28 protein-coding genes are annotated in these 25,879 nt (G+C 67.6%); 12 read left to right on the top strand and 16 right to left on the bottom strand.

Annotation, left to right across the window (positions count from 1 at the left end):
- Window positions 1-9: 9 nt before the first annotated feature.
- Both B0W88_RS00555 and B0W88_RS00560 read right to left on the bottom strand, forming a co-directional pair.
- A complete protein-coding gene (locus B0W88_RS00555; RefSeq protein WP_077032685.1) occupies window positions 10-411 on the bottom strand; it encodes a hypothetical protein in 402 nt (133 codons plus the stop codon).
- A gap of 18 nt (window positions 412-429) precedes the next feature.
- The gene (locus tag B0W88_RS00560) at window positions 430-852 is read right to left on the bottom strand and encodes a YiaA/YiaB family inner membrane protein (RefSeq protein ID WP_077032686.1); all 423 of its coding nucleotides are present in this window, start codon (window positions 850-852) and stop codon (window positions 430-432) included.
- Window positions 853-976: 124 nt separating this feature from the next.
- Here B0W88_RS00560 and B0W88_RS00565 point away from each other — a divergent pair, with 124 nt between their 5' ends.
- Window positions 977-1,711: a helix-turn-helix transcriptional regulator gene (locus B0W88_RS00565; RefSeq protein WP_077032687.1), complete on the top strand. Its 735-nt coding sequence runs from the start codon at window positions 977-979 to the stop codon at window positions 1,709-1,711.
- Between the two features lie 259 nt (window positions 1,712-1,970).
- Here B0W88_RS00565 and B0W88_RS00570 read toward each other — a convergent pair whose 3' ends face one another.
- Together B0W88_RS00570 and B0W88_RS00575 are read right to left on the bottom strand one after the other, a co-directional pair.
- Complete coding sequence (locus B0W88_RS00570; protein WP_077032688.1) at window positions 1,971-2,651, bottom strand: CAAX prenyl protease-related protein; 681 nt, start codon at window positions 2,649-2,651, stop codon at window positions 1,971-1,973.
- A gap of 17 nt (window positions 2,652-2,668) precedes the next feature.
- Window positions 2,669-3,565 (bottom strand): LysR family transcriptional regulator, encoded by an 897-nt coding sequence (locus B0W88_RS00575; RefSeq protein WP_077032689.1) that lies wholly within the window; start codon window positions 3,563-3,565, stop codon window positions 2,669-2,671.
- A 103-nt stretch (window positions 3,566-3,668) separates the two neighbouring features.
- Between B0W88_RS00575 and B0W88_RS00580 the strand changes: the two genes are divergently transcribed.
- Complete coding sequence (locus tag B0W88_RS00580) at window positions 3,669-4,310, top strand: NAD(P)-dependent oxidoreductase (protein WP_077032729.1); 642 nt, start codon at window positions 3,669-3,671, stop codon at window positions 4,308-4,310.
- Between the two features lie 130 nt (window positions 4,311-4,440).
- On the opposite strand, the gene B0W88_RS00585 is transcribed toward B0W88_RS00580, so the two are convergent.
- Together B0W88_RS00585 and B0W88_RS00590 are read right to left on the bottom strand one after the other, a co-directional pair.
- Window positions 4,441-5,316, bottom strand: a complete 876-nt coding sequence (locus B0W88_RS00585) for a 23S rRNA (adenine(2030)-N(6))-methyltransferase RlmJ (RefSeq protein ID WP_077032730.1) — start codon at window positions 5,314-5,316, stop codon at window positions 4,441-4,443.
- A gap of 26 nt (window positions 5,317-5,342) precedes the next feature.
- A complete protein-coding gene (locus B0W88_RS00590) occupies window positions 5,343-6,494 on the bottom strand; it encodes a hypothetical protein (RefSeq protein ID WP_077032690.1) in 1,152 nt (383 codons plus the stop codon).
- 91 nt (window positions 6,495-6,585) lie between these two features.
- Between B0W88_RS00590 and B0W88_RS00595 the strand changes: the two genes are divergently transcribed.
- On the top strand, window positions 6,586-7,662 hold the full coding sequence (locus B0W88_RS00595) for an alkene reductase (RefSeq protein WP_077032691.1): 1,077 nt from the start codon (window positions 6,586-6,588) through the stop codon (window positions 7,660-7,662).
- Here B0W88_RS00595 and B0W88_RS00600 read toward each other — a convergent pair.
- Window positions 7,659-8,237 carry an MOSC domain-containing protein gene (locus B0W88_RS00600; RefSeq protein WP_077032692.1) on the bottom strand — a complete coding sequence of 193 codons (579 nt, stop codon included), beginning with the start codon at window positions 8,235-8,237 and terminating at the stop codon, window positions 7,659-7,661. The genes B0W88_RS00595 and B0W88_RS00600 overlap by 4 nt on opposite strands.
- A 295-nt stretch (window positions 8,238-8,532) precedes the next feature.
- On the opposite strand from B0W88_RS00600, the gene B0W88_RS00605 reads away from it, so the two are divergent.
- Both B0W88_RS00605 and queE read left to right on the top strand, forming a co-directional pair.
- Entirely contained in the window at window positions 8,533-9,645 is a 1,113-nt protein-coding gene (locus B0W88_RS00605; RefSeq protein WP_077032693.1) for a 6-carboxytetrahydropterin synthase, read from the top strand.
- Window positions 9,642-10,277 (top strand): 7-carboxy-7-deazaguanine synthase, encoded by a 636-nt coding sequence (gene queE, locus B0W88_RS00610; RefSeq protein WP_077032694.1) that lies wholly within the window; start codon window positions 9,642-9,644, stop codon window positions 10,275-10,277. The genes B0W88_RS00605 and queE overlap by 4 nt, the downstream gene beginning before the upstream one ends.
- 8 nt (window positions 10,278-10,285) lie before the next feature.
- Here queE and B0W88_RS00615 read toward each other — a convergent pair whose 3' ends face one another.
- The 4 genes from B0W88_RS00615 to B0W88_RS00630 form a co-directional block, all read right to left on the bottom strand.
- Entirely contained in the window at window positions 10,286-11,011 is a 726-nt protein-coding gene (locus tag B0W88_RS00615) for a thioredoxin family protein (RefSeq protein WP_158080767.1), read from the bottom strand.
- A 34-nt stretch (window positions 11,012-11,045) separates the two neighbouring features.
- Entirely contained in the window at window positions 11,046-12,374 is a 1,329-nt protein-coding gene (locus tag B0W88_RS00620; protein ID WP_077032696.1) for a dicarboxylate/amino acid:cation symporter, read from the bottom strand.
- A gap of 129 nt (window positions 12,375-12,503) precedes the next feature.
- On the bottom strand, window positions 12,504-13,172 hold the full coding sequence (locus tag B0W88_RS00625) for an OmpW family protein (protein WP_077032697.1): 669 nt from the start codon (window positions 13,170-13,172) through the stop codon (window positions 12,504-12,506).
- Between the two features lie 29 nt (window positions 13,173-13,201).
- Window positions 13,202-14,326 carry an SGNH/GDSL hydrolase family protein gene (locus tag B0W88_RS00630; protein WP_077032698.1) on the bottom strand — a complete coding sequence of 375 codons (1,125 nt, stop codon included), beginning with the start codon at window positions 14,324-14,326 and terminating at the stop codon, window positions 13,202-13,204.
- A gap of 461 nt (window positions 14,327-14,787) precedes the next feature.
- Here B0W88_RS00630 and B0W88_RS00635 point away from each other — a divergent pair, with 461 nt between their 5' ends.
- The 5 genes from B0W88_RS00635 to B0W88_RS00655 all read left to right on the top strand — a co-directional run bounded on the left by B0W88_RS00635 (window position 14,788) and on the right by B0W88_RS00655 (window position 16,926).
- Window positions 14,788-15,138, top strand: coding sequence for a nucleotide pyrophosphohydrolase (locus tag B0W88_RS00635; RefSeq protein ID WP_233151580.1), 351 nt, complete (start codon window positions 14,788-14,790; stop codon window positions 15,136-15,138).
- A 43-nt stretch (window positions 15,139-15,181) separates the two neighbouring features.
- Window positions 15,182-15,751, top strand: a complete 570-nt coding sequence (locus B0W88_RS00640; RefSeq protein WP_083748468.1) for a GNAT family N-acetyltransferase — start codon at window positions 15,182-15,184, stop codon at window positions 15,749-15,751.
- Between the two features lie 178 nt (window positions 15,752-15,929).
- Window positions 15,930-16,235 (top strand): AbrB/MazE/SpoVT family DNA-binding domain-containing protein, encoded by a 306-nt coding sequence (locus tag B0W88_RS00645; protein ID WP_077032700.1) that lies wholly within the window; start codon window positions 15,930-15,932, stop codon window positions 16,233-16,235.
- The gene (locus B0W88_RS00650) at window positions 16,232-16,663 is read left to right on the top strand and encodes a putative toxin-antitoxin system toxin component, PIN family (RefSeq protein WP_077032701.1); all 432 of its coding nucleotides are present in this window, start codon (window positions 16,232-16,234) and stop codon (window positions 16,661-16,663) included. Before B0W88_RS00645 ends, B0W88_RS00650 begins: the two co-directional genes overlap by 4 nt.
- A gap of 44 nt (window positions 16,664-16,707) precedes the next feature.
- The gene (locus B0W88_RS00655) at window positions 16,708-16,926 is read left to right on the top strand and encodes a hypothetical protein (RefSeq protein ID WP_144006521.1); all 219 of its coding nucleotides are present in this window, start codon (window positions 16,708-16,710) and stop codon (window positions 16,924-16,926) included.
- Here the strand turns inward: B0W88_RS00655 and B0W88_RS00660 are convergent.
- The gene (locus B0W88_RS00660) at window positions 16,904-17,953 is read right to left on the bottom strand and encodes a hypothetical protein (protein ID WP_077032703.1); all 1,050 of its coding nucleotides are present in this window, start codon (window positions 17,951-17,953) and stop codon (window positions 16,904-16,906) included. The genes B0W88_RS00655 and B0W88_RS00660 overlap by 23 nt on opposite strands.
- A gap of 74 nt (window positions 17,954-18,027) precedes the next feature.
- Between B0W88_RS00660 and B0W88_RS00665 the strand changes: the two genes are divergently transcribed.
- A complete protein-coding gene (locus B0W88_RS00665; RefSeq protein ID WP_077032704.1) occupies window positions 18,028-19,008 on the top strand; it encodes a YafY family protein in 981 nt (326 codons plus the stop codon).
- Here B0W88_RS00665 and B0W88_RS00670 read toward each other — a convergent pair.
- A complete protein-coding gene (locus tag B0W88_RS00670; RefSeq protein ID WP_077032705.1) occupies window positions 19,005-19,589 on the bottom strand; it encodes a cob(I)yrinic acid a,c-diamide adenosyltransferase in 585 nt (194 codons plus the stop codon). The genes B0W88_RS00665 and B0W88_RS00670 overlap by 4 nt on opposite strands.
- A 64-nt stretch (window positions 19,590-19,653) precedes the next feature.
- Here B0W88_RS00670 and B0W88_RS00675 point away from each other — a divergent pair, with 64 nt between their 5' ends.
- A complete protein-coding gene (locus B0W88_RS00675) occupies window positions 19,654-21,063 on the top strand; it encodes an FAD-binding oxidoreductase (protein ID WP_077032732.1) in 1,410 nt (469 codons plus the stop codon).
- Between the two features lie 4 nt (window positions 21,064-21,067).
- On the opposite strand, the gene B0W88_RS00680 is transcribed toward B0W88_RS00675, so the two are convergent.
- The 3 genes from B0W88_RS00680 to B0W88_RS00690 are packed head-to-tail and all read right to left on the bottom strand — an operon-like array spanning window position 21,068 to window position 25,818.
- Window positions 21,068-22,594 carry a SpoVR family protein gene (locus B0W88_RS00680; RefSeq protein ID WP_077032706.1) on the bottom strand — a complete coding sequence of 509 codons (1,527 nt, stop codon included), beginning with the start codon at window positions 22,592-22,594 and terminating at the stop codon, window positions 21,068-21,070.
- Complete coding sequence (locus B0W88_RS00685; RefSeq protein WP_077032707.1) at window positions 22,591-23,871, bottom strand: YeaH/YhbH family protein; 1,281 nt, start codon at window positions 23,869-23,871, stop codon at window positions 22,591-22,593. Before B0W88_RS00685 ends, B0W88_RS00680 begins: the two co-directional genes overlap by 4 nt.
- A 24-nt stretch (window positions 23,872-23,895) precedes the next feature.
- Window positions 23,896-25,818 carry a PrkA family serine protein kinase gene (locus B0W88_RS00690; RefSeq protein ID WP_077032708.1) on the bottom strand — a complete coding sequence of 641 codons (1,923 nt, stop codon included), beginning with the start codon at window positions 25,816-25,818 and terminating at the stop codon, window positions 23,896-23,898.
- Window positions 25,819-25,879 lie beyond the last annotated feature (61 nt).

Below are 25,879 nucleotides of genomic sequence, written 5' to 3' on the forward strand. Positions count from 1 at the left end.
TCGGTTCGCTCAGCGGGTCAGCCGCTCGTTGTAGAGCAGCGACTTGCCGATCTCGTTCGGGATGAAGGCGACGGCCTGGCCGGCGGCGGAGATCAGCGTGCCGGTGGCGATCACGCTGACGACGCAGACGGTGCCGACGGCCGCCGACGCAGTGCCGGCCACGGTGACGCTGAAGCGAGCGCCGTCGGAGGCGCGCTCCAGCACCCAGACGCTGCCGTCGGCCACGGCGGTGACCGAGACGATCACCAGCGTGGCGGCGCCGGAGACCAGCAGGGCCGGGCCGGCTACGGAAATCGCGACCGGCAGCACCGAGATCTGGCTCAGGGCGGTCGATCCCCCGTCGGGGTGGGCCGAGGCCGGCAGGTTGGCCAGGGCGGTCAGCAGAACAAGGGCATTGGCTTTGGCATTCATGAGAGGCTCTCCGTTCGTTCAGCGGCGTTCGATCAGGTCGGCCTCGTGCGCATCGCGCAGCATCTTGGCCAGCGTGAACACATTGGTGATCAGGTACAGCCAGCCGACGCCGAGGTAGCTCTTCCACACCGGCTGGATCTCCATGCGCACCAGGCCCCAGGCGGTCAGGCCCATGGCCAGGCCGAACCCGCCCCAGACGACCAGGCGATACAAGGGCGCGTCGGCGAGGCCGGCGGCCGCGTCGCGCACGGCCTTGGACAGCGCGAAGGCCGTCGTCATGCAGAACACATAGCCCATCACCATGAAGGCGCGGTCCAGGTCGGTGCCGGGCAGCCAGGCCAGGCCGATGCCGCAGATGGCGACCGAGAGGCCGAACGAGATCCAGACCTGGGCGCGCCAGGCAGAGGTGTCACGGCGCATGCAACTGGGGGCAGAGTCCACGGAAAGCTCCGTCGGTGGTTGAGGTGGCGCGATGATCCGCAGCGCCCTCCCGCTTGTCCGCGTTTGCCTGCGGCGGTAGCGTGCGGCGAGCGCCGCGGTGTCGTTTCGCGCTACCGTAGCGGCCATGGCGAGCACCCAGACCCTGATCGAGCTGATCAAGACCGAGTTGAAGACGGCCGGCATCAGCTATGCCGACCTGGCGCGGCAGCTGGATTTGTCGGAGTCCAGCGTCAAGCGGATGTTCGCCAGCGGCGGCGAGATGCCGCTGTCGCGGCTGGACGAGATCTGCCGCGCGCTGCACTGCGACTTCGCCGACCTGGCCGCACGCCTGGCCAGCCCGCCCGGCGCGCTGCACGAGCTGACGCTGGAGCAGGAGCGCGCCGTCGTGGCGGAGCCCAAGCTGCTGCTGCTGGCGATCTGCTGCCTGAGCCAGTGGAGCCTGGAACAGATCGTGGCGGCCTACCGCGTCACCGAGGCCGAGGGCATCGCGCTGCTGGCCCGGCTGGACCGGCTGGGCATCATCGAGCTGCGGCCGGGCAACCGCTACAAGCTGCAGCTGTCCAAGACCTTCCGCTGGCGGCCGCAGGGGCCGGTGATGAACTTCTTCCGCGAGGACGTGGTGCCGGACTACTTCGCCGACGGCTTCGACGGCGACGGAGAGCTGCTGATGCTGGTGCACGGGCAGCTGGGCCGGCCGATGGCGCGCGAGCTGGTGGAGAAGCTGCGCCGCGTGGCGGAGGACTTCGCCCGCCAGCACCTGCACGACCAGAAGCTGCCCGAGGACGAGAAGGACGGCTACACGCTCGTCCTGGCGATGCGCTCCTGGCTGTTCGAGCGCTTTCGCCACCTCCAACGCTGAAGTGAAGCCGGCTTTCTCCCCCAGCGTCGGCCCAGTGTCCGTTCGGGCTGAGGTATCGAAGCCCTGGGTCCGACTCTCCGGACGATTCGCCTGGGCCCTCCGATACCTCAGGGCGAACGGCCGGCTGGTGTGCGCGACTACGCGCGCCAACGTTCGGGTTTCATAGCCCGCGGGTGGCGTGTAACGCCATGGAAAACTGAATTGGAGCCCCCGGCCCAGCGGGGGCGGCCCGGTGCTCGACCCGACACGCCAGCCGCCCTCACCAGAACTGCCACTGCCCGGTCCGCACGACCCAGATGCCCAGCAGCCCGTTGGTCACCGCATGGGCGATGACCGCGGTCCATAACTTCCCGCTTCGACGGTACAGCCACGCATAGGCCAGGCCGGCGATCACGGCGGCCAGCCACAGTGTGTGAGCCAGCGTGAAGACGAAGGTGGACAGCACGATCGCCTTCACGCCGACCCGCTGCGGGTCCACCCGCTCGAACTGCGGCTGCTCGATCCAGCGCATCAGGAAGGAGCGCCAGAACAGTTCCTCCATCACCGGCACGATCAGCGCCGCGCCGATCCAGCGCAGGACCACCAGCGGCCAGATCAGCGTGCCGTCGCGGGCGATCGGCAGGAAGGTGGCGGTGGGCTCGGTGAGCTGCAGGATCGGCGCATCCAGGTGGATCCACAGCAGGAAGACCAGGATCCCCGCGCCGATGCTCTCCAGCCACTCACGGCCGGCGGGCAGGGTCTGGCGGGCCAGTTCGCCGTACTCGCGCCGGTAGCTGAACAGCATGGCGCCGACGACCAGCACGCTCAGCGCATAGATCCAGCGGGTGTCGAAGTCCGGCCCCTCGGGCAGCCAGCCGCGCAGCGCCAGCAGGGCCATGAAGGCGGCGAAGGGCAGGCAGCGGGCCTGGGCGGCGGGGCTGAGGAAGCGGGCAGCGGGCATGATGGGCGCCGAGCCTATCAAACCTGTGCGTCGGAAAGACGTGCGCTCAGCGCCTCGATCGCGTGGCGCACCTTGGCCGGCTGGGCATCGCGCTGCGGTGTCAGCGCATAGACCGGCAGCGCGGGCAGGCGCCAGCCGGGCAGCAGAGGCACCAGGCGGCCCGTCGGCAGCGGTTCGAGGTCGTCGGGACTCAGCAGCGCCAGGCCCATCCCGGCCTCGCACAGCTGCTGCAGGGTCAGCTGGTTGTTGCTGCTGGCACGGGGCCGGAGGTCGAGGCTGTACCGCTCGTTCTCGGCGTTATGCAGGATCAGCGTGTGGGCGCCTCCTGTGTCCGGCCTCAGCAGCAGCCAGTCGTGCATGGCCAGATCGGCCAGGCCGGCCGGCACGCCGCGGCGCGCCAGGTAGGCGGGCGCGCCGTACAGCTGCATCGCCTTCTCGCCCAGGCGCTGCGCGACCCAGCTGCTGTCCGGCAGGCGGCCGAAGCGCACGGCCAGGTCGATGCGGTGGGCGACCAGGTCGGTGAAGCCGTCCTCCACCTCCAGGTGCAGCGAGAGCTTCGGATGGGCCTGCAGCAGCGGCGCCAGCGCCGGCCCGATCTGGCGGGCGAAGCCGACCGGCGCGGCCACGCGCAGCTCGCCCTCGGGCGCGTCACGCAGTTGCTGCAGCTGCTGCTGGGCGCCACGCGCGGCGGCCAGCATCGCGGCGCAGCCTTCGTGGAAGCGCTCGCCGGCGGGCGTCAAGCTCAGCTTGCGGGTCGAGCGGTGAAGCAGCGTGACACCCATGTCTCGCTCCAGCGCCCGGATCTGCTGGCTGACGGCCGAGGTGGTCGTGCGCAGCTGCCGCGCCGCGGCGGCGAAGCTGCCCTGGTCGACGACGGTGGCCAGGACGGCCATGCGCTTGAGCTGGTCGAGCATGAAGTTGATCTAAACAGTGAGTGCCTGAAGCAAGGACTTACCGCCTGATTATGAAGTTACTACAGTCAATCCCATCGACAACGAACCCAGGATGTTCACCATGATGAAGATTGCATTGATCGGCCCGACCGGCTTCGTCGGCAGCGCCGTGCTGGAGGAATTGCTGGCGCGCGGCCATGCGGTCGTCGCACTGGCGCGCGATCCGGCCAAGCTGCCGGCCCGCGGCGGCTTGACCGTCGCGAAGGCGGACGTGCTCGATGGGGCACAAGTCGCCGAGGCGGTGCGCGGCAGCGACGCCGTCGTCAGCGCCTTCAACCCCGGCTGGTCCGACCCGGCCCTGTACGACAACTTCCTGAAGGGCACGCGGGCGACCTTCGACGGCGTGAAGGCGGCGGGCGTCAAGCGCCTGCTGGTCGTCGGCGGCGCGGGCAGCCTCTATGCGGCGCCGGGCCTGCAGCTGGTGGACACGCCCGAGTTCCCGGCCCAGTGGAAGACCGGCGCGCTGGCCGCCCGCGAGGCGCTGAAGCTGATCCAGCAGGAGACCAGCCTGGACTGGACCTTCCTCTCGCCGGCGGTGCACCTGGAGCCGGGCGAGCGCACCGGGCGCTACCGCGTCGAGCTGGACACGCCGGTGATGGATGCCAACGGTCCCGCCCACGTCTCGGTGGCTGACCTGGCGGTCGCCATCGCCGACGAGATCGAGAAGCCGCAGCACATCCGCCGCCGCTTCACTGTGGGGTACTGAGGAGCCCCTCGCCCAGCGAGTACGCTGGTCGGTCCCCCGAGGGGACGGCAATACTTGCGGCATCGAGCCGCAAGCACATCGCCATGTGGGCCGGCTTGGGAGCGGCCCGGCGCTCGGCCCTGAATTCCAATCAGACCGCTCTTTGCTCCAGCACGAAATTCGCGCCGTCGTACTGGCCGAGGCGGTCCACCAGCACCGGCATGCATTCGGCCAGTTCCTCCTGCAGCACGAAGGGCGGGTTGGCGATGAACATGCCGCTGCCCAGCATGCCAACGCCGCGGTCGTTGTCCTGCTGCTTGACGGTCAGCCGCACATGCAGCCAGCCCTTCTTGGCGCCGAACTTCTCGGCGTCGCAGGCGGCTTTCAGGCGCTGCACCAGCTGGGCCGATTCGAGCAGCTGCAGCTGCGGATACCAGATCACGAACACCACCTCGGCCATGCGCTGCAGGCCTTCGCGCAGCGCGGTGACGACCTTGGCGTAATCGGTCTTCAGCTCGTAGGACGGGTCCATCAGCACCACCGCGCGGCGCGCGGAACCCGGCGGCGGCAATTCCGCGCGCAGCGAGGTGAAGCCGTCGGTGTCGGACACCTGCGTATTGGGCCGCGGCTCCAGGTAGGTGGAGAGGATGCGGTAGTCGGTCTGGTGCAGCTCGTAGACGCGCAGCCGGTCGGTGTCGCGCATCAGCAGGTTGGCCAGGGCCGGCGAGCCGGGGTACTGGCGCAGCTGGCCATCGGGATTGAACAGCTTGACCTGATCCATGTAGTCGGCCAGCGGCGCGGGCAGTTCGCTGGTGTGATCCCACAGGCGCGCCACGCCCAGCGAATACTCGCCCTTCTTCTGCGCATAGCGGCTTTCGATCGAATAGCCGCCGGCGCCGGCGTGGGTGTCCACCAGCGTGTACGGCTTGTCCTTCTCGCCCATATAGCGCAGCACGCGGGTCAGCACCAGGTGCTTGAGGACATCGGCATGGTTGCCGGCATGGAAGGCGTGGCGGTAGGCGAGCATGGCGGTATTGTCGCCGCTCGCCTCGTTCATCCCGCCTGGAAAGCCCCGGGATCGGCCGCCGGGCCGCGCAGGGCCGCGCTGCCGTGCGGATGGACGTACTGCCGCACTTGCCGAAGGGACGTGCCATCGCTGGCCGTCCCGCCATCGACCGCCTTGCCCCGTAACGGCGAATCCGGACGGAGCCGCCAGTCGCCACGCACGGCCAGCATGAAGGCGTCCCAGTCGACCACATGATTGGCCTGCTGCTCCCAGTCGCCGCTGGCAGCGAAGTACGGGTTGCCGGCCAGCAGGTTGTTGGCCAGCCGCACCCGCGCCTGGCCGGCCGCCACGCGCAGGTAGGTGCCACCGTGGGGCAACTGGTCGATGATCGTGTTGTTGACCAGTTGCAGCTCCTGCAGCGGCCAGGCGAAGCCCTCGGCGCCGTAGGAGACGATGACCTTGTTCTGCGTGGTGCTGCTCTGCTGGATCAGGTTGCCTACGACCAGGGCCTGGCCGCCGTTGGGGAACTCCAGCTCGTAGCTGGCCTCGCCGCCGATCTCGTCGGTGAGGCGGTTGCAGAAGATGTGGTTGACCGCGGCGCGGCTCTTCAGCAGGTGGCCCAGGCGGCCGTGGTGGAAATAGCTGCCGGTGACCTTGAGCAGGGCGATCCGTCCGACATAGAGGTTATGGGTCTGGCCTTCGCCTCGCACGATGGGGCCGAAGTCGCAGTTCTCGATCATCAGCCGGGTGTTCGGATCGTTGGAGGTCAGCAGGCCGCTCTCGTTGTCGCGGAAGCCGCAGTCGACCAGGGTCAGCGAACCCTTCTCCAGGCGGATGCCGGCGCCGTTGGCATCGGGAACGCGGGCGCCGACGAAGTCGAAACCCTCGATGCGCATGCGCTCGCCGGCGCAGACGAAGATGCCCTTGCCCTGGGCGGAGGCGCCGGCAGCGATCATCGTCACCCGGCCGCCCACGGCCCGCAGGGTCAGGTCTTGCTGGGTCCAGCTGGCCACGTCGGCCAGGTAGTCGCCAGCATCGACCTGCACCACCGCGCCGTCCCGCGCCAGCCGCGCCGCGGCGGCCAGGGTCTTGATCGCGCGGCCCGGCCCCACGCGCAGCACCGGCTGCGCTCGCGCGCCGGTTGCGACAGTGGCGGCGCCCAGCAGCAGCAGCCGGCGTGCATACCCGAAATCGTCCATTCCTGCAGAGCCCCCTCGGATCAATCGGTCCGTCGCGTCACCTTACGATCGCGACCTCCCTCTCATTCGTGCCCACGATACAAGAACCACCATGCCCCAACTGTTCGACCCCATCCGCATCGGCGACCTGCAGCTGGCCAACCGCATCGTCATGGCCCCGTTGACGCGCAGCCGCTCGCGCGGCCTGCTGCCGGGCGACATCGCCGTCGAGTACTACCGCCAGCGCGCCAGCGCCGGCCTGATCGTCAGCGAGGGCACGCAGATCACCGCCGACGGCCAGGGCTATCTGGACACCCCGGGCATCCACACGCCCGAGCAGATCGCCGCCTGGAAGCGGGTCACTGACGCCGTCCACGCCGAAGGCGGCAAGATCGCCGTGCAGCTGTGGCACGTGGGCCGCATCTCGCACGTGAGCTTCCAGCCGGATCGCGCGGCGCCGCTGTCGTCCAGCGACAAGCCGGCCGCCGGCAAGACCTTCACCGCCGAGGGCTTCGTCGACGTCTCCGCCCCGCGCGCGCTGAAGACCGAGGAACTGCCGGGCGTGGTCGCCTCCTACGTGCACGCGGCGCGCTGCGCGATGGAAGCCGGCTTCGATGCCGTCGAGGTGCACAGCGCCAACGGCTACCTGCTCGACCAGTTCCTGCGCGACAGCATCAACGACCGCACCGACGCCTATGGCGGCTCGATCGAGAACCGCGCGCGCCTGCTGGTCGAGGTGATGACCGCCGTCGCTGCCGAGATCGGCGCCGGCCGCACGGGCCTGCGCCTGTCGCCGGTCACGCCGTCCAACGACATCGGCCAGGACAGCAACGCGCAGGCACTGTTCGAACACGTGGCACGCCAGCTGGCCCCGCTGAAGCTGGCCTTCCTGCATGTGGTCGAAGGCCAGACCGGCGGCCCGCGCGACGTGGCCCCGTTCGACTACCAGGCGCTGCGGCGTGCCTTCGCCGGCCCGTACATCGCCAACAACGGCTACACCCGCGAGATGGCGATCGGCGCCGTGGCGGATGGCCAGGCGGACATGGTGGCCTTCGGCCGCGCCTACATCGCCAACCCGGACCTGGTGCGCCGGCTCAAGCTCAACGCGCCGCTGCAGGCGCTGGACCAGGCCACGCTGTACGGTGGCGACGCCAAGGGCTACGTGGACTATCCCGCGTTGGCCGCCTAAGACTTGCCCGCCGTCTTCGCCTTGAAGAGTTCCCGGATGCCCACCTCGCGCGGGCCCGGGATCACTTCGAAGCGCTCGCCGGCGCTGAGCGTCCCGGGACGGATCACGCTCAGGTAGAAGCCGCACCAGCCGCTCTGCATCATCAGCTTGGCGGCCTGCTTGAAGCCCATCACCGCGTTGAACTTGAAGCAGGGATAGCGCGGCTCGCTGACGGCCAGCTCGCAGCCGTTCTCGAAGCGCAGCCGGTCGCCGATCCAGGCATCGATCTCCAGCAGGCCGGACAGGGTCAGGTTCTCGCCCAGGCTGCCCGCGGGCAAGACCTGGCCCCAGTCGGCGGCGCCGGACTGGGCACGCACCGTCTGCCAGAAGCCGTAGTGCTCGGACGGGTAGGCGTAGACCGCCTTGGCCAGGCCGCCGTGGACGCTGGGGTCGGCCTGCTCGTCGCCCTCCAGGCCGATCGGCATGACCGCGACGGCGCCCTCGCGCGGCTGCTTGCGGATGCCACTGGGCACCGTGCCCTGGTCGGTGGGCAGCGGGGCGATGCGGGCGGTATTGAGGCTGAGGAGCTGCGGCATGGACAAGGCTGTGGACAGTTCTCGAACAAGCGCCCGATTGTCCACACGCCGGCGCGGCCCCTGCGACTTGTTCATTCCGGCTCCCGGTCTTGCCGGCGGCCGATCCACAGCCTTGGCCGCGAGCCAAGTGCCTGTCAGGCCTGGGAAAAACCAGCTTGCCCACAGAAACCGGCCGCGTCCTATTACAACTACTAAAGATATAAGGAAGATAAGGAGAAAAGAGAACAAGACCCGCGGGTGGCATTGCCAAGCGAGGCCATGTCACACTGGCGTGTTCGACCCTCCCCTGTTTCCGATGAATTCCCAGACGACGATCCACAGCGCGTCCTGCGGCTTTGAATCCGCCTGCCGGATCCCCTCGCTGCCCGCCGCGCACCGCAGCCACCGCCTGCACGGGCACAGCTATTTCGCCACCGTGCGGGCCGCGCTGCCGGCCGGCTGGGCGCCGTTCCCGGGTGGAGAAGTCGAGGAACTGCGCACCCGGCTGGAGAAGGCCGTGGCGCCGCTGGACTACGCGCTGCTGAACGAGACCCTGCCCGAGCCGACCGACGAGAACCTCGCCCGCTGGATCCGGCACCGTCTGGAATCGGAGCTGGGCGTCCCCGGCATCCAGCAGGTGGGCATCCAGAGCACCGGCCATGAGGGCGTGGATCTCGATGCCGAGGGCGTGGCCCATGTCTGGCGTCGCTACCGCTTCCAGGCGGCGCACCAGCTGCCGAACGTGCCGGCCGGCCACAAGTGCGGCCGCATGCACGGCCATGGCTTCGAGGTGATCATCCATGCCCGCCAGGGCCTGGGCGATGGCGAGGCGATGGCGGTGGACTACGACCACCTGGACGAGATGTGGGCGCCGTTCCACATGATGCTGAACTACCAGTGCCTGAACGGCATCGAGGGCCTGGCCAACCCGACCAGCGAGATCATCTCCTCCTGGCTGTGGGAGCGGCTGAAGCCCCAGCTGCCGGCCCTGTCCTGGATCACCGTGTACGAGACCGGCTCCTGCGGCGCCAACTTCGACGGCGCCAGCTACCGGATCTGGAAGGAAATGACGCTGGACAGTGCGATCCAACTGAAGCGCGCGCCTGAGGGCAGCCCGCTGCGCGGCATCCACGGCCACACCTACACGCTGCGCCTGCACCTGAACGCGCCGCTGGACGCGGTGCACGGCTGGACGGTGGACTTCGGTGACGTGAAGACGCTGTTCGATCCGATCTTCAAGGCCATCGACCACCGGCCGCTGTACGAGATCGCCGACCTGCCCGACGGCGACACGGCGAGCCTGGCCGGCTGGGTGCTGGCCAAGGGCCGCGCGGTGCTGCCGCAGATCGACCGGGTGGACATGTACGAGACGCGGGGCTGCGGGTCCATCGTCAGCCTGGCCGCTTCGGAGGAGCTGATTCCGGTATGAGCTACGCAGTCAAGGAAATGTTCTATACCTTGCAGGGCGAGGGGGCGCAGGCAGGCCGGGCTTCGGTCTTCTGCCGCTTCGCCGGCTGCAATCTGTGGAACGGGCGCGAGGAGGATCGCGCTTCAGCCGTCTGCACTTTCTGCGATACGGACTTCGTCGGGACCGACGGGCAGGGTGGCGGCAAGTTCGCCACGGCCGAGGCGCTGGCCGAGGCGATCGCATCAAAGTGGCCGGCCGGCCCGGGCGGCAAGCCCTATGTCGTCTGCACCGGCGGCGAGCCCTTGCTGCAGTTGGACAAGCCCCTGATCGACGCGCTGCACGCCCGCGGCTTCGAGATCGCCGTGGAGACCAATGGCACCCAGCCGGCGCCCGAAGGCCTGGACTGGATCTGCGTCAGCCCCAAGGCGGACAGCGAGATCGTGCTGACGAAGGGCAACGAGCTGAAGCTGGTCTGGCCGCAGCCGCTGGCCCGGCCGGAGCGCTTCGCCGGGCTGGCGTTCGATCACTTCTTCCTGCAGCCGATGGACAGCATCCTGAAGGCGCAGCACACGAAGGAGGCGGTGGCCTACTGCATGGAGCATCCGCAGTGGCGCCTCTCGGTGCAGATGCACAAGGTCATCGGCATCGACTGAGGACGGGGCTAACAGCCAAGTTCGACGGCCTGCAGCACGCGGCCGTTCGAGGGGTCGACCGCCACGACCACCAGTCGCCGCGCATGACCGGCCTCGGCCGGCGCGAGCTTCACCTGCCAGGACTGCTCCGGCCCGCCCGCCGGGAGCCGCGCGTAGTCGCGCACCACGTCGTCGTGCCTGAGCAGCGAACCCTGGTTCTCGCCGGCCTTGACCTGCGATTGGTGCCCGTCCTCGACGGCGGCCCACCAGAGCTGGACCTTGGCGGGCGAGCCGCTCAGCGGGCGGAGATCGACGCTCACCTTGTCGCCATCGTGGCGCTGCAGGACGAGGGCGACACCGGCTGGCGAGGGGGCAGGTAGTTCGCTGCCGCCATGCCAGTCGCGCCCATTGACGATGATCTGCGGTGTGTAGGCGAAGCGTGCGCCGGACCAGGCTTGCGTCTGCTGCTGCCGCTCGGTGTACGCCGGGCTGGCGAAGCGATCCTTCCAGCCGAGGCGGTCCCAGTAGTCGACATGGAAGGCCGCGGCGATCGCATCGGGCCGCCTGGCCTTGAGCCCGCTGAGCCAGCGGTCAGCCGGCGGGCAGGAGTTGCAGCCCTCGGAGGTATAGAGCTCCACCAGCGGCGGCACGGTGGGCCCGGAGCGGGCCATGCAGCTCCCTGCATCGGCCTGGGCGAGGCCCAGGTTGAGCAGCAGCAGGGCGACGGCGACAACAGGCTTGATCTTCGTCTTCATCATGCCTGTGCAGTCGCCGCCACCGGCACCGGCCTTACACGGCCATGTGCGCTTCCTTCTGGTCCAGCACCTGCTCCGGCTCCATCGAGGACGGATTGTCCAGCTGGCTCTTCATGCGCTCGACGTCCAGGTCGCCGGTCCACTTGGCCACCACCACCGTGGCCACGCCGTTGCCGACCAGGTTGGTTAGCGCGCGGGCCTCGCTCATGAAGCGGTCGATGCCCAGGATCAGCGCCAGGCCTTCGACCGGCACATGGCCCACCGCATTCAGCGAGGCGGCCAGCACGATGAAGCCGCTGCCGGTCACGCCCGAGGCGCCCTTGGAGGTCAGCAGCAGCACCGCCAGCAGCGTCAGCTCCTGCATCAGCGACAGCGGCGTGTTGGTGGCCTGGGCGATGAAGATGGCGGCCATCGTCAGGTAGATGGAGGTGCCGTCCAGGTTGAAGGAGTAGCCGGTCGGGATCACGAGACCGACGGTGCTCTTCTTGGCGCCGAGGTTCTCCAGCTTGGCCATCATGCGCGGCAGCACCGACTCGGAGGACGAGGTGCCCAGCACGATCAGCAGTTCCTCGCGGATGTACTTGATGAACTTCCAGATCGAGAAGCCGGTCATCCGCGCGATGGTGCCCAGCACGATGAAGATGAACAGCAGGCAGGTGATGTAGAAGCAGGCCATCAGCTGGCCCAGCTGCACCAGCGAGCCGACGCCGTACTTGCCGATGGTGAAAGCCATCGCGCCGAAGGCGCCGATCGGGGCCAGCTTCATGATCATGCCGATGATCGAGAACAGCACGTGCGAGCTCTTCTCGATGAAGTCGAACACCAGCGTGCCGCGGCCGCCGAAGCGGTGCAGCGCGAAGCCGAACAGCACGGCGATCAGCAGCACCTGCAGCATCTCGCCCTTGGCGAAGGCGTCGATGAAGGTGTTGGGGATGATGGCGAGCAGGAAGTCGACCGTCGTGCCCAGCTTGCCCTTCTCGGTGAACGAGGCGATGCCCTTGGTGTCGAGCGTGCTCGGGTCGATGTTCATGCCGGCGCCGGGCTGCACCAGGTTGACGATCACCAGGCCGATGATCAGCGCCACCGTCGAGACGATCTCGAAGTACAGCAGCGCCAGGCCGCCGGTCTTGCCGACCTTCTTCATGTCCTCCATGCCGGCGATGCCGACGACGACGGTGCAGAAGATGATCGGCGCGATCAGCATCTTGATCAGCTTGATGAAGGCGTCGCCAAGCGGCTTCATGTCCGCGCCGACCTTCGGATAGAAGTGGCCCAGCAGCACGCCGATGGCGATGGCCACGAGGACCTGGACGTACAGGGACTTGTAGAGAGGGGGTTTGGAAGCAGCCACGTGCGTCTCCATCGTTATGCGGTCGCCGCCATCATCCCGCCCGTTTCGGCTCAATGCGATGAGGGGAATTGCATAAGTGGAATTGCAGATCCGGCATGAAAAAGGCGCCCCGCGGGGCGCCTTTGATCGAGTCGGAAGGCCTCAGAAGGCGTAGCCGACACCCAGCTGCACGGCCGTGGGATTGAGCGTGGCGTCGATGGTCTGGCCGGTCGACAGCTGGCCGGTGGTCTTGATGAAGACCTTCATCACCGAGACGTCGGCGCTCCAGCGGCCGCCCAGGTTGACCGCCAGGCCCAGCTGGGCGCTGGCGCCGCCGGCGTTCTTCATCGAGAGCGTCGTCGGGTTGGACGGCGTGCCGCCGGTCAGGCCCGACAGCGCGGCGGTGGCCTTGCTGTCGTAGAAGCGGGCGTAGGTGAAGCCGGCGCCGACGTAGGGGCGGAAGGTGCTCTTGGCCTCGCCGAAGCGGTACTGCGCCAGCAGCGTGACGGGCAGGGACTTGACGGTGCCCAGCTTGCCGGTGCCGGCGATGGCGCCGGCGCCGACCACGTCATGCTCGAAGGCCGGACCGATCGGCAGGTCGATCGAGATGTTGTCCGTCCACATCCAGGTGATGCCGCCGGTGGCGCGGGTGTCCTTGCGGACATCGATCTTGGTGCCGACCAGGCTGGGCGCGCTCAGGTCGCCGCTGTCCACATGCGGCGTGATCTGCGTGGCGCCCAGGCGCACGATGAAGCTGCCGGCCGTCTGGGCCTGGGCAGCGCCGCAAGCCAGGGCAGCGACGGCGAGGCTGAGAAGAGTCTTCTTGATCATGGGTTCTTGCTCCTAATGTCGCCGCCGGCTTACAGCCAGCCCTTGATGGCCAGGCTCTTCGAGATCAGCTGGGAGACCAGCTGGTGGCCGTACAGCGTCGGGTGGAAGCTGTCGGAGAAGGCGTAGGTCTGCCACCAGTTGGCACCGCCACTGGCGCCGGTCGGGACATTCGCCGACAGGGACGCGGTGGTGCAGTGCGGGAAGTCGTAGGTAGGCAGGCCGTCCGAGCCCACGCCGACGGCCGGGCAGGCCGGCGTCGTGGCGTTGGTCAGGCCGAACTGGGCCGGGCTGGCGACTTCATCGAGGAAGGAGGTGTAGAAGTCGACGACGACGACCTTGGGCTCGCTGGCGAACTTGGCGGCCAGCTCGGTGTTGTAGGCGCCGATCCACTGGTTGAACAGCGCTTCCAGCTGGGTCGCCACGTCCGCGCCCTTGGCAGCCTTGATGCTGGCCAGGACCATCTGGAACTTGGGCGTCTTGGTGATGGCCGGCAGGTTCAGGATCACGACCTGGGTCGCGCCCTTGCCCAGCACGTTGGTGGTGACCGAGGCAGCGAGGCGATCGGCCAGCTTGGTCATGTAGGCGCCACCGGCGGTGCTCAGGCCGGCGGTGTCCAGGCTGGCGGGGGTGACGCCCAGCGAGGCCAGCAGGCCGCGGATGTTGGCAGCAGTCGGGTCGGTGGCGGTGCCCGCGACCAGGAAGGCGCTGATCAGGTCGGCCGCGTCGTTGCCGCCGCCGTCGATGATGGCCAGGTCGGTGGCGGCGAAGCCGGTGGCGCCAGCCGCGGCGAGCTGCACGGTCACGTCACGGAAGTCGCCCGGATTGCTGGCGAAGTTGACGCGACCGCCGCCGATCGCGTAGTTGGTGCAGCCGGCGGTCGGGTTCAGCACGAAGCTGTTGGCGCCGGTGGCCTTGTAGTACGGGCACAGGGTCTTGCCGTAGGCGGCGGCGATGCGCTCGGGGTAGATCTGGCTGTCGCTGGCCTGCAGGGTGAACTTGTAGCCGTAGGTGCCGGAGTCGGCCAGGCTGTCACCGAAGACCTTGACCGAGCCGACCTGGGCGCGCGGCGTGGTGTCGGCCGAGCTGCCGCCGCCGCAGGCGACGAGGGCCAGGCTGGTCGCCAGCGCGAGCAGCGTGGATTTGAAATGACGCATCGGATGTCTCCTAGAGAGGGTGCTGTCGGGTGAGGGAATATTCGATCGAGGTCCCGAACCCTAGCGATCGCTAATGGTGCGAGTGTCTGCGTTTTCGCCCCGCGAAGCAGCACAAGGGCCGCTAGTTTGCACTTGTTTGTAGCGGCTCGGCGACGGAACGTGTCACCGCCGTGACAAGTCAGCCGCGGCTGGACAAGCTTGTGGAAAAGAAAGGAGCAAGCAGGTGCTTGTCCACAGCGCGAGCGGCGGGACGGTACTTGTTGTCTGGCCATCCGCATCCAATCCGGGGTCGCGCCCACAGGCTTTGGCGAGGCGCAAGTGACTGTCGGGCTTGAAGAAAGTCCGCTTGTCCACAGCGAGGCCCGGGCTCCTACAAGTACTACCAATTTATAAAATTGAAATGCATTGAATAAGAAGAAAGCCGGGCAGGCCGGGGCAGGGGGCGTGCCACACTTGCCGTGATGGACCCGAATTCGCCCACCACTCTGGATATCGCACAACTGCAGCAGCGGCTGCGCGACTTCGCCACCGAGCGGGACTGGCAGCCCTTCCTGACGCCCAAGAACCTGGCCATGGCGATGGTGGTGGAAGCGGGCGAGCTGGTGGAGATCTTCCAGTGGATGACGCCGGAGCAGTCGCTGGCGATTGCCGACGATGCGCCGCGGCACCAGCACCTGGGCGAGGAGATCGCGGACGTGCTGCTGTACCTGATGCAGATCGCCGACCGGGCCGGCGTCGACGTGCCTGCCGCCGTGGAACGCAAGCTGGCGATGAATGCGCTGAAGTACCCCGCCGGCCGCCGGCACGGGTAGAGACTCGAAAAAATCGTGCTGTCAAGGGCACCGCCTTGGGCGAATGCCAGGGAAAATCCTGCCCTTTCGTTTTGACAGATCGAGTTCGTTTCCGCGTATGAGTATTCAGGTTCGCCCCGCCACGTTGCGCGATGCCAAAGGCATCGCCGAGATCCATGTCGCGGCCTGGCAGGATGCCTACAAGGGCCTGCTGCCCGATGCGACGCTTGACGCGCTGTCGGTGCAGAAGCGCCAGGCTTTCTGGCGCGAGGCGATCGACCTGTGCGAGCCCCAGGTGTTCGTGGCCCACATCGACAACCAGCTGATGGGCTTCGTCGGCTTCGACCGTTCGCGCGACAAGGGCACGCCCTCCACCACCGGCGAGATCTGGGCGCTGTACGCCAACCCGGTGCACTGGGACAAGGGCGTGGGCCTGGCCCTGTGGGACGCCGCCCGCGACGGGCTGCAGGAAGAGGGCTGCACCAAGGTCACGCTGTGGACCTACCTGCGCAACGACCGCGGCCTGAGCTTCTTCGAGAAGGCCGGCTTCAAGCGCGAACTGGGCAGCGCCAAGACCACCGAGGTCGGCGGTACGCGGCTGGAGGAACTGCGGCTGCATCGGTCGCTGGTCTGATCATCAGCCCGTGCGCAGCACAAATGAAAACCGGCCCAGGCCGGTTTTTTTACGTCCGTACACAGCCCGGGGTCAGGTCTTGCTTCCTTGCGCGAGGAATCGCCGAAAGCAAGGAAGTAAGGAAGCAAGGAGCGGTTAAAGTCGCGTCCCCTTGCATAGACCTTTCCTTGAATCCTTGATGTCCTCCACCGTACTGGCCAAGCTGACTTCCAAGAACCAGTTGACGCTGCCGAAAAGCGTCACAGAACCCCTCGGGCCCGTGCAATATTTCGAAGTGGAGGCCACGAAAACCGGGCAGATCGTGCTGACGCCGGTGCGCATCCAGCGAGGCGACGCCGTGCGCGCCAAGCTGGCCGAACTGGCGATCGACGAGAAAGCCGTGGAGAAGGCGCTGAACTGGTCCAGGCCGGCGCCGACGCGTACAACAAAAACCGGGCAGACCCGGCCTGCGAAGAAAACCGCCTCGGCGCGCACCGCGCGATGAGCGGCACGCGCGTGGCCAGCCCTGCCGTCGTGTTCGACACGGCGACCCTGTTGCGCTCACTGCTGCTGGGCGACGAGCGCGCCAAGGCGCTGCGCCAGGCCTGGCAGCAAGGCCGCTGCCGGCCGCTGATCGATGCCGAGGGCGCGCAGGCGCTGATGCGGGCGCTGGCCTGCCCGGCGCTGAAACTCTCGGAAGAAGAGCGGCACGAAGTGCTGGCCGATTTCCTGCCCTATGCGCAGGCCGTGCCGGCGGTGCCGGTGGCGCGTTCGCAGCCTGCGCTGGCGCTGGCCGAGGCGGGCAGGGCGGCGCTGCTGGTCAGCGATTGCGGGCAGTTGCGTGCGAGCTTCGAACGGCGCTTTTCACGGCGCGGAAAGCCTGCTTGCAGACTGCTCGGAAGTGATGAGTTTTACGCTTCGCTTCAGACCTGACCCCGCTGAAACCTAGCGTTAGCTCCCGTATATTGGCGGCCGACATGAACAGAACCAGCAGGGGACTCGCCGAAGGCATGTGGCGGGTCGTTTTCTACGAACGAAAAGGCTACCGCGTCGAGATGGACCGCACCGGTCCATGGCTGCCGAACAAGGGTCTGGCCCAGCATTGGGCGGACTGGTTCGGCGCGCGCGGCTACCACGTCGCGCTGCAGGACCAGAGCGGGTCGCTGCAGCGCATCAGCGTCGGCCTGCCGGGCTGAGTTCGTCGTCCTCGTGCTGGAGCACGCGCAGGCCGCGTGCCAGCCCCAGTTCGACCGCCTTGTGCAGCAGCGCGTCGGCCCGGGTGGCATCCAGGCCCTGCGCGAAGCGCGTCCAGCGCTTGAGTATCAGCGGCTGCTGCCAGGCGTCTTCCAGCGCATGGCGCACGCGCAGCGGCTCGCCCTGCATCTTGTTGACCAGCAGCATCCGCGGCGCCAGGGCCAGGATGAAGCGATTGAAATCGGCGCGGCTGTCGTCACCCGGCAGCCAGGCTTCCAGCCGGGCCAGGCGCTGGCTCCAGCCGGGCGTGCCGAGCTGGCGCGTGATGAGGGCCTGCAGCGCCTGGATGGGATTGCACAGGCGCAGGCGGCTCGGCGGCAGCACGGCCAGCGGCAACTGCGCAGCGGCCTCGTGCGCCATCGGCGTTGCGTAGCTGATCAGCGCGGCCAGGCGCTGCCATTCGGTGGCGCCGAGGCCGTCCTTGCGCTCGCCGTCGTCCAGGCGCCGTGCCACGGCAAGGGCGGCCGCATGGTCCATCCTGCCCTTGGTCGCATTGGCAGCCTGGCTGATCACGACCAGGTTGCCGGCTTCGTAGGCGAGTTCATTGCGGACGCGATCGATCGAGCGTGACTGCGGGTCGCCGCGCCGGTCGTTGAGCGGGAGGCGGGTGATCGGGCAGAGCTCGGCATCGATCTGCCTGAAGTAGTGGGCGTTGAGCTGGAAGTCATCGAAGCCGCGGCCGCGGGCCCAGGCATGGGTGCGCAGCTGCAGCCACAGCGACGTGCGGCGGCGCGCGGGCAGCGTGTGGCCGGCGAACAGCTTCTGCCCGGCCAGCCAGCCCTGGCGCAGCGGCGACTCGGCGAACTGGTGCTCCGGTGGCGGGGTCAGGCCGTGCCGGGCGTAGTCGCGGCCGATGGCCCAGCCCTGGCCGGCATCGGCGGGCAGGGCGGTGATGCCCAGCTCCAGCTGGGCCGGTGCGGCCTGCTGCTGCTCTTGAACCAGGACGGCTGCATTCGCGATCGGTGCCATGTCGTGCTCCTTGGTGACGCTGTGTGGCACAGTTTGGGATCCAGGTAGCTCAAGGCATGAGCCAGCAGATTCCGATGGATCGCACCGAACGCTTCTACAAGATCGAAATGATGATCCGCTCGCGCGGCTGCGTGAGCTTCAAGGACCTGAAGGAGGCGCTGGAGGTGTCTCCGGCCACGCTGAAACGCGACCTGGCCTACCTGCGCGAGCGCATGGATGCGCCGATCGATTACGACGCCGACGAGAACGGCTACCGCTTCGGCCAGCAGTGGCAGGGCGGCCGCCACGAGCTGCCGGGCGTGTGGTTCAGCGAGAAGGAACTGCACGCCTTGCTGACGATGCACCAGATGCTCGCCGGCCTCGACGAGGAGGGCCTGCTGAGCCGTCACCTGGCGCCGATGTTCGACAAGCTGACCGGCATGATGGGCGCCGACGAGGCCGAGGCCCGCGAGCTGACGCAGCGTGTGAAGCTGATCAGCACGGCGCGGCGGCGTGTGCCGTCAGAACACTTCGAGACCGTGGGCAGCGCGGTGGTGAAGCGCCAGCGGCTGCGACTGGACTATCGCAAGCGCGGCGGCACGGCAGCGGGCAAGGAAGACTGGCGCGTCGTCTCGCCGCAGCGCCTGGTCCACTACCGGAACACCTGGTATCTCGATGCCTGGTGCCACCGCAGCGACGGCTTCCGGCGCTTTGCGCTCGATGCGCTGGCCGATGCGCAGCTGCTCGACGAGAAGGCCAAGACGGTGCCCTCGCGCCAGCTGGAGTCGGAGCTGGACCAGGGCTACGGCATCTTCGCGGGCAGTCAGGCGCGGCGCGCGACGCTGGTGTTCAGCGCGGAGGCGGCGCAGTGGGTGTCGCGCGAGGAATGGCACCCGGCGCAGAAGGGCGAGTGGCTGGGCGACGGGCGCTTCCGGCTGGAGGTGCCCTTCGTCGATGCGACCGAGCTGCTGATGGACCTGCTGCGCCACGCCGGCCAGGTCGACGTGCAGGCGCCGGCGGACCTAGCGCGGGCCTATGCGAAGCGGCTCCGGGATGCCGCTGAGAAGCTCAGTTAGCTTTCGTCCGCCTCCTGGCGCTTCAGCCGCTCGCTGTTCCAGTAGACGTCGTCGCCGCCGAGGCCGTCCAGGTTGGCGCGGTTGAGCACGCGGGACAGCACGAAGAGCAGGTCGGAGAGCCGGTTCAGGTACTGGCGCGGGGCGGCGTTGATGGTCTTGGCCTGGGCCAGCGTGATGACGGCGCGCTCGGCGCGGCGGGCGACGGTGCGGCAGACGTGGGCGATGGCCGCGCTGCGGGTGCCGGCAGGGAGGATGAACTCCTTGAGCCGCGGCAGCTCGGCGTTGTGCTCGGCCAGCGCTTCGTCCAGGCGCAGCACGGCATCCATCTTCAGCAGCTCGTAGCCGGGCATCGACAGCTCGCCGCCGAGGTTGAACAGCTCGTGCTGGATCGTCACCAGCAGCTCGCGCACGCCGCCGGGCAGCGGCTCGGCCAGCAGCACGCCGAGGTTGGAGTTCAGCTCGTCGACGTCGCCGATGGCCTGGATGCGCAGATGGTCCTTGGGCACGCGGCTGCCGTCGCCGAGGCCGGTGGTGCCATCGTCGCCGGTGCGGGTTGCGATCTGTGAGAGTCGATTGGCCATGAGGCACTATATCGCCGGGGCTGCTGGTGCAGAATCGGTCGGCTTGTTCTGGGAGAAGACCGTCATGACCGCCGTGCAGCCGCCTGTCCTTGCCCCGCGCCCGATGCCTGCCGGGATGCTGGCCGCGCTGAAGGCACGCTTCGGTGAGCGCTGCTCGACGGCGCTGGCGGTGCGCGAGCAGCACGGCCGCGACGAATCGGTGTTCGACGTGCCGCCGCCGGAGGCCGTCGTGTTCGCCCAGAACAACGAGGAGGTCGCCTTCGTGCTGACCCAGGCGCACGAGCACCGGGTGCCGGTGATTCCGTACGGCGCCGGCTCCTCGCTGGAGGGCCATCTGCTGGCGGTGCAGGGCGGGGTGAGCCTGGACGTGTCGCGGATGAACGCGATCCTGCGCGTCAATGCCGAGGACCTGACGGTGACCGTGCAGGCCGGCGTGACCCGCAACCAGCTGAATAACGAGTTACGTCATCAGGGCCTGTTCTTCCCGATCGACCCGGGCGCGGACGCCAGCCTGGGCGGCATGGCGGCCACCCGCGCCAGCGGCACGAACGCGGTGCGCTACGGCACGATGCGCGAGAACGTGCTGGGCCTGACCGTGGTGACGCCGCAGGGCCAGCTACTGCACACCGGCAGCCGCGCGCGCAAGAGCAGCGCCGGCTACGACCTGACGCGGCTCTACGTGGGCAGCGAGGGCACGCTGGGTGTGATCTGCGAGGTAACGCTGAGGCTCTATCCGCTGCCGGAGGCGGTGTCGGCGGCGGTGTGCTTCTTCCCGAGCATCGACGCGGCGGTGCGCACGACGATCCAGATCATCCAGATGGGCGTGCCGATCGCCCGCTGCGAGCTGCTGGATGCGAACACCGTGCGCGCTGTCAACGCGCACGACCGGCTGGGCCTGCGCGAGGCGCCGATGCTGCTGATGGAGTTCCACGGCACGGAGAACGCCGTCGACGAGCAGGCGCGACTGGTGCAGGAGATCGCCCGTGACTTCGATGGCGAGGACTTCGAATGGGCGACGACGCCGGAGGCCCGCACGCGGCTGTGGACCGCACGCCACCACGCCTACCTGTCCGCGCTGCAGACCCGGCCGGGCTGCCGCTGTGTCACGACCGACACATGTGTGCCGATATCGAGACTGGCGGAGTCGATCAACGAGTCGGTGAAGGAAGTGGAGGCGGCCGGGCTGCCGTACTTCCTGGTCGGCCATGTCGGCGACGGCAACTTCCACCTCGGCTATCTGCTCGACCCGCACAAGCCCCAGGAGCGCGAGACGGCCGAGCGGCTGAGCCACCAGATGGTGGCACGGGCGCTGCGGATGGAAGGCACCTGCACCGGCGAGCACGGCATCGGCCTGCACAAGCAGGCCTTCCTGGTCGACGAGGCCGGCCCCGCGGCGGTGGACCTGATGCGCACGCTGAAGGCCGCGATGGACCCTCACGACATCATGAACCCCGGGAAGATCTTCGCCGCTTGATTGATCAGTGATCGGGCGCGGGCACGCTCCAGCGCTGGGTCGTGTCGCCGCGGTCGTTGACGCTCTCCATCTGCACGCCGAAGCCCCACAGCCGCGCCACATGCTTGAGCACCTCGTGGGCGTCGTCGTTGAGCGGGCGGTTGTTGTGCTGGGTGTGGCGCAAGGTCAGTGAACGGTCGCCGCGCAGGTTGACGTTCCAGACCTGGATATTGGGCTCGCGGGAGCTCAGGTCGTACTGGCGCGACAGGGCCTGGCGCACGTGCTGGTAGCCGGACTCGTCGTGGATGGCCGAGATCAGGTACTCGCGCTCCTGCTCGTCGTCGACGATCGAGAACAGGCGGAACTCGCGCATCAGCGTCGGGCTCAGGTACTGGCCGATGAAGCTCTCGTCCTTGAAGTTGCGCATCGCGTGGTCCAGCGTCGGCAGCCAGGGCTTGCCGGCGATGTCGGGGAACCACAGGCGGTCCTCGTCGGTGGGCTTCTCGCAGATGCGCTTGATGTCGGTGTACATCGCGAAACCGAGCGCATACGGGTTCAGGTTGGCCATCGGCTGCTGGGCCACGACGTTGGTGTGCGACTTCAGCCACTCGATCATCATGCCGTCGGACAGATAGCCGTCGTCGTACATGGTGTTGAGCAGCCGGTGGTGCCAGAAGGTGGCCCAGCCCTCGTTCATCACCTGGGTCTGGCGCTGCGGATAGAAGTACTGCGCGATCTTGCGCACGATGCGCACGATCTCGCGCTGCCAGGGCTCCAGCAGCGGGGCGTTCTTCTCGATGAAGTAGAGGATGTTCTCCTGCGGCTCCTCGGGAAAGCGGCGCGTGTTCGAGGAGGCCTCGGCCTCGGCGGCGGCCTTGCGCGGCAGCGTGCGCCACAGGTCGTTGACCTGCTGCTGGGCATGGGCCTCGCGCTCGATCAGGCGGGCGCGCTCCTGCGCCAGCGAGAGCTTGGACGGGCGGCGGTAGCGGTCCACGCCCTGGTTCATCAGCGCGTGGCAGGAGTCCAGGATCTGCTCGACGGCGTCGACGCCATGGCGCTCCTCGCACTCGGCGACGAAGTTCTTGGCATAGACCAGGTAGTCGATGATCGAGGACGCATCGGTCCACATGCGGAACAGGTAGTTGCCCTTGAAGAAGCTGTTGTGCCCGTAGCAGGCGTGGGCAATCACGAGGGCCTGCATGGCCATCGTGTTCTCTTCCATCAGGTAGGCGATGCAGGGCTCGGAGTTGATGACGATCTCGTAGGCCAGGCCCATCTGGCCGCGCTTGTAGTTGCGCTCGGTGGCGATGAACTCCTTGCCGTAGCTCCAGTGGCGGTAGTTCACCGGCATGCCGACGGAGGCGTAGGCATCCATCATCTGCTCGGCGGTGATGACCTCGAGCTGGTTCGGGTAGGTGTCCAGGCCGTAGCTCTCGGCGGTGCGGCGGATCACCTCGTGGTAGTCGTTGATCAGCTCGAAAGTCCAGTCGCTGGGGGAGGGCAGCTGCTGGATCGCGCGCGGGCGCGGCTTGATCATGTCTCCGACGCTCATGCGGTCGCTCCTTCCTTCTTGAACAGCTCGCGGAAGACCGGATAGATCTGCGCCACCTCGACGGCCTTGCGCATCGCGAAGTGCTTCACCTCGCCGGAGAGCTTGCTGTATTCCTCCCACAGGTTCTGCTCCTGCTCGGCTACCTGCACATAGGCGAAGTAGCGGCACAAGGGCAGGATCTTGTCGGCCAGCATCTCGCGGCAGCGGCCGCTGTCGTGGTGCCAGTTGTCGCCGTCGCTGGCCTGGGCGCCGTAGATGTTCCATTCACTACGCGGGTAGCGCGCGCGGATGATCTCCTCCATCAGCACCAGCGCCGAGGAGACGACAGTGCCGCCGGTCTCGGTGGCGTGGAAGAAGTTCTGCTCGTCCACCTCCTGCGCCTGCGTGTGGTGGCGGATGAAGACCACGTCGATCTTGTCGTAGTGCCGGGTGAGGAAGAGGTAGAGCAGGATGAAGAAGCGCTTGGCGAGGTCCTTGCGCGACTCGTCCATCGAACCGGACACGTCCATCAGGCAGAACATCACGGCGCGGCTGGTCGGCACCGGCACGCGCACGCGGTTGCGGAAGCGCAGGTCGATCGGGTCCAGGAAGGGGATGGCGCCGATGCGCGCCTTCAGGATGGTGATGCGTTCCAGCGTCTCGGCCAGCATGCGCTGGGTCTCGAAGTCGCTCTGGTCCTCGTGCCTGAGCAGGGCCAGGCGTTCCTCCAGCTCATGCAGCTCGCGGCGCTTGTCGGTGCCCAGCGCGATGCGCCGGCCGAGTGCGCCGCGCATCGAGCGCACGACATGCAGATTGGTCGGCGTGCCGTCGCTGGTGAAGCCGGCGCGGTGGCTCTTCCACTCCGGTGTCTCGGCCAGCTGCGTGCGTTCGAGGTTGGGCAGGGCCAGATCGTCGAAGAAGACCTGCATGAACTCTTCCTTGGTGAGGTGGAAGACGAAATCGTCCTCGCCCTCGCCCGAATCGCTGGCCTTGCCGCCGCCTCCGCCACCACCGCCGCCCGGCGGCTTGGCGATGCGGTCGCCCTTGACGTGCTCGGTGTTGCCGGGCCGCACGACCTCGCGCACGCCGCCGTCACCATGATTGAACGCGGGCTCGCTCAGGTCGCGCTTCGGGATGCGGACTTCCTCGCCGCGCTCCATGTCGCGGATGCCGCGGCCGTCCACGGCCCGGCGCACCGCTTCGCGGATCTGCTCCTTGTGTCGGCGCAGGAAGCGCTCACGGTTGCCGACGGACTTGTTCTTCCCTGAAAGCCTGCGGTCGATGATTTGCTGCAGCATCGGAACCCTTCGTAGTCATGCCGTTCAGGAGCTCTTGCGCACGCGCAGATACCACTCGCAGAGCAGCCGCACCTGCTTGGCCGTGTAGCCCTTCTCGACCATGCGGTTGACGAAGTCCTCGTGCTTCTTGGCCTCGTCGGCGCTGGCCTTGGCGTTGAAGCTGATCACCGGCAGCAGTTCCTCGGTGTTGGAGAACATCTTCTTCTCGATCACCGTGCGCAGCTTCTCGTAGCTGGTCCACGAGGGGTTCTTGCCGGCGTTGCTGGCGCGGGCGCGCAGCACGAAGTTGACGATCTCGTTGCGGAAGTCCTTCGGGTTGCTGATGCCGGCGGGCTTCTCGATCTTCTCCAGCTCGGCGTTCAGCGCCGAACGGTCGAAGACCTCGCCGGTGTCGGTGTCGCGGTACTCCTGGTCCTGGATCCAGTAGTCGGCGTAGGTCACGTAGCGATCAAAGATGTTCTGGCCGTACTCGGAATAACTCTCCAGATAGGCGGTCTGGATCTCCTTGCCGATGAACTCGGCATAGCGCGGCGCCAGCATCTCCTTGATGAAGGCGATGTACTTCTGCTCCAGCTCGGTGGGGAACTGCTCGCGGGCGATCTGCTGCTCCAGCACGTACATCAGGTGCACCGGATTGGCGGCCACTTCCGCGCTGTCGAAGTTGAAGACCTTGGACAGGATCTTGTAGGCGAAGCGGGTGGAGATGCCGCTCATGCCTTCATCGACGCCGGCGTAGTCGCGGTACTCCTGGTAGCTCTTGGCGCGCGGGTCGGTGTCCTTGAGGTTCTCGCCGTCGTAGACCTGCATCTTGCTGAACAGCGAGGAGTTCTCGGGCTCCTTCAGGCGCGTCAGGATGCCGAACTGGCTCATCATCTTCAGCGTGCCGGGGGCGCACTTGGCGTCGGCGAGGCTGGAGCCGCGGATCAGCTTCTCGTAGATCTTGATCTCCTCGCTGACGCGCAGGCAGTAGGGCACCTTGACGATGTAGATGCGGTCCAGGAAGGCCTCGTTGTTCTTGTTGTTGCGGAAGGTCTTCCACTCGCTCTCGTTGCTGTGGGCCAGCACGATGCCGTCGAAGGGGATCGCGCCGAAGCCCTCGGTGCCCTTGTAGTTGCCTTCCTGCGTGGCGGTCAGCAGCGGGTGCAGCACCTTGATCGGCGCCTTGAACATTTCCACGAATTCCAGCAGGCCCTGGTTGGCCAGGCAGAGGCCGCCGGAGTAGCTGTAGGCGTCCGGGTCGTCCTGCGCATAGGTCTCGAGCTTGCGGATGTCGACCTTGCCGACCAGGCTGGAGATGTCCTGATTGTTCTCGTCGCCCGGCTCGGTCTTGGCCACGCCCACCTGCTTGAGCATGCTGGGGTACTTCTTGACGACCTTGAACTTGCGGATGTCGCCGCCGTACTCCTCCAGGCGCTTGACGGCCCAGGGGCTGAGGATGCGGTTCAGGTAGCGGCTCGGGATGCCATAGGCCTGCTCCAGCAGCGGGCCGTCCTCGCCCGGGTCGAACAGCCCCAGCGGCGATTCGTTCACCGGCGAGCCCTGCAGCGCATAGAAGGGCACGTGCTCCATCAGCTGCTTCAGGCGCTCGGCGATCGAGCTCTTGCCGCCGCCGACCGGGCCCAGCAGGTAGAGGATCTGCTTCTTCTCTTCCAGGCCCTGCGCGGCGTGGCGGAAGTAGCTGACGACCTGTTCGATCGAGTCCTCCATGCCGTAGAACTCGGCGAAGGCCGGATAGATCTTGATGGTCTTGTTCGCGAAGATGCGCGACAGCCGCTGGTCGTTGCGGGTGTCCACCATCTGCGGCTCGCCGATGGCCTTGAGCATGCGCTCGGCGGCCGTCGCATAGGCAAGCGGGTTGCGCTTGCACTCGGCCAGGTAGTCCTCGAGCGTCAATTCCTCGACGCGGGTGCGTTCGTAACGTGCGGCGAAATTGCTGATCACATCCATGCTGGGCCTCCGGGTGATTCCCGGCTTGGCAGCCCGCCCTCTGTGCGAGGGTGGGTCTGTG

Origin of the sequence: Pelomonas sp. KK5 (assembly GCF_001984095.1) — a bacterium.
Classification (GTDB): domain Bacteria; phylum Pseudomonadota; class Gammaproteobacteria; order Burkholderiales; family Burkholderiaceae_C; genus KK5.

Bases quoted from the DNA above. Each gene is read 5' to 3' on its own strand.
- B0W88_RS00665 (WP_077032704.1), top strand. From the start codon at position 18,028: ATGGATCGCACCGAACGCTTCTACAAGATCGAAATGATGATCCGCTCG.
- B0W88_RS00635 (WP_233151580.1), top strand. From the start codon at position 14,788: ATGGACCCGAATTCGCCCACCACTCTGGATATCGCACAACTGCAGCAG.
- B0W88_RS00590 (WP_077032690.1), bottom strand. From the start codon at position 6,494: ATGGACGATTTCGGGTATGCACGCCGGCTGCTGCTGCTGGGCGCCGCC.
- B0W88_RS00655 (WP_144006521.1), top strand. From the start codon at position 16,708: ATGAACAGAACCAGCAGGGGACTCGCCGAAGGCATGTGGCGGGTCGTT.
- B0W88_RS00575 (WP_077032689.1), bottom strand. From the start codon at position 3,565: ATGCTCGACCAGCTCAAGCGCATGGCCGTCCTGGCCACCGTCGTCGAC.
- B0W88_RS00675 (WP_077032732.1), top strand. From the start codon at position 19,654: ATGACCGCCGTGCAGCCGCCTGTCCTTGCCCCGCGCCCGATGCCTGCC.
- B0W88_RS00595 (WP_077032691.1), top strand. From the start codon at position 6,586: ATGCCCCAACTGTTCGACCCCATCCGCATCGGCGACCTGCAGCTGGCC.
- B0W88_RS00620 (WP_077032696.1), bottom strand. From the start codon at position 12,374: ATGGAGACGCACGTGGCTGCTTCCAAACCCCCTCTCTACAAGTCCCTG.
- B0W88_RS00625 (WP_077032697.1), bottom strand. From the start codon at position 13,172: ATGATCAAGAAGACTCTTCTCAGCCTCGCCGTCGCTGCCCTGGCTTGC.
- B0W88_RS00650 (WP_077032701.1), top strand. From the start codon at position 16,232: ATGAGCGGCACGCGCGTGGCCAGCCCTGCCGTCGTGTTCGACACGGCG.
- B0W88_RS00605 (WP_077032693.1), top strand. From the start codon at position 8,533: ATGAATTCCCAGACGACGATCCACAGCGCGTCCTGCGGCTTTGAATCC.
- queE (WP_077032694.1), top strand. From the start codon at position 9,642: ATGAGCTACGCAGTCAAGGAAATGTTCTATACCTTGCAGGGCGAGGGG.
- B0W88_RS00685 (WP_077032707.1), bottom strand. From the start codon at position 23,871: ATGCTGCAGCAAATCATCGACCGCAGGCTTTCAGGGAAGAACAAGTCC.
- B0W88_RS00580 (WP_077032729.1), top strand. From the start codon at position 3,669: ATGAAGATTGCATTGATCGGCCCGACCGGCTTCGTCGGCAGCGCCGTG.
- B0W88_RS00680 (WP_077032706.1), bottom strand. From the start codon at position 22,594: ATGAGCGTCGGAGACATGATCAAGCCGCGCCCGCGCGCGATCCAGCAG.
- B0W88_RS00640 (WP_083748468.1), top strand. From the start codon at position 15,182: ATGCCAGGGAAAATCCTGCCCTTTCGTTTTGACAGATCGAGTTCGTTT.
- B0W88_RS00600 (WP_077032692.1), bottom strand. From the start codon at position 8,237: ATGCCGCAGCTCCTCAGCCTCAATACCGCCCGCATCGCCCCGCTGCCC.
- B0W88_RS00690 (WP_077032708.1), bottom strand. From the start codon at position 25,818: ATGGATGTGATCAGCAATTTCGCCGCACGTTACGAACGCACCCGCGTC.
- B0W88_RS00670 (WP_077032705.1), bottom strand. From the start codon at position 19,589: ATGGCCAATCGACTCTCACAGATCGCAACCCGCACCGGCGACGATGGC.
- B0W88_RS00555 (WP_077032685.1), bottom strand. From the start codon at position 411: ATGAATGCCAAAGCCAATGCCCTTGTTCTGCTGACCGCCCTGGCCAAC.
- B0W88_RS00660 (WP_077032703.1), bottom strand. From the start codon at position 17,953: ATGGCACCGATCGCGAATGCAGCCGTCCTGGTTCAAGAGCAGCAGCAG.
- B0W88_RS00570 (WP_077032688.1), bottom strand. From the start codon at position 2,651: ATGCCCGCTGCCCGCTTCCTCAGCCCCGCCGCCCAGGCCCGCTGCCTG.
- B0W88_RS00615 (WP_158080767.1), bottom strand. From the start codon at position 11,011: ATGAAGACGAAGATCAAGCCTGTTGTCGCCGTCGCCCTGCTGCTGCTC.
- B0W88_RS00645 (WP_077032700.1), top strand. From the start codon at position 15,930: ATGTCCTCCACCGTACTGGCCAAGCTGACTTCCAAGAACCAGTTGACG.
- B0W88_RS00630 (WP_077032698.1), bottom strand. From the start codon at position 14,326: ATGCGTCATTTCAAATCCACGCTGCTCGCGCTGGCGACCAGCCTGGCC.
- B0W88_RS00565 (WP_077032687.1), top strand. From the start codon at position 977: ATGGCGAGCACCCAGACCCTGATCGAGCTGATCAAGACCGAGTTGAAG.
- B0W88_RS00585 (WP_077032730.1), bottom strand. From the start codon at position 5,316: ATGCTCGCCTACCGCCACGCCTTCCATGCCGGCAACCATGCCGATGTC.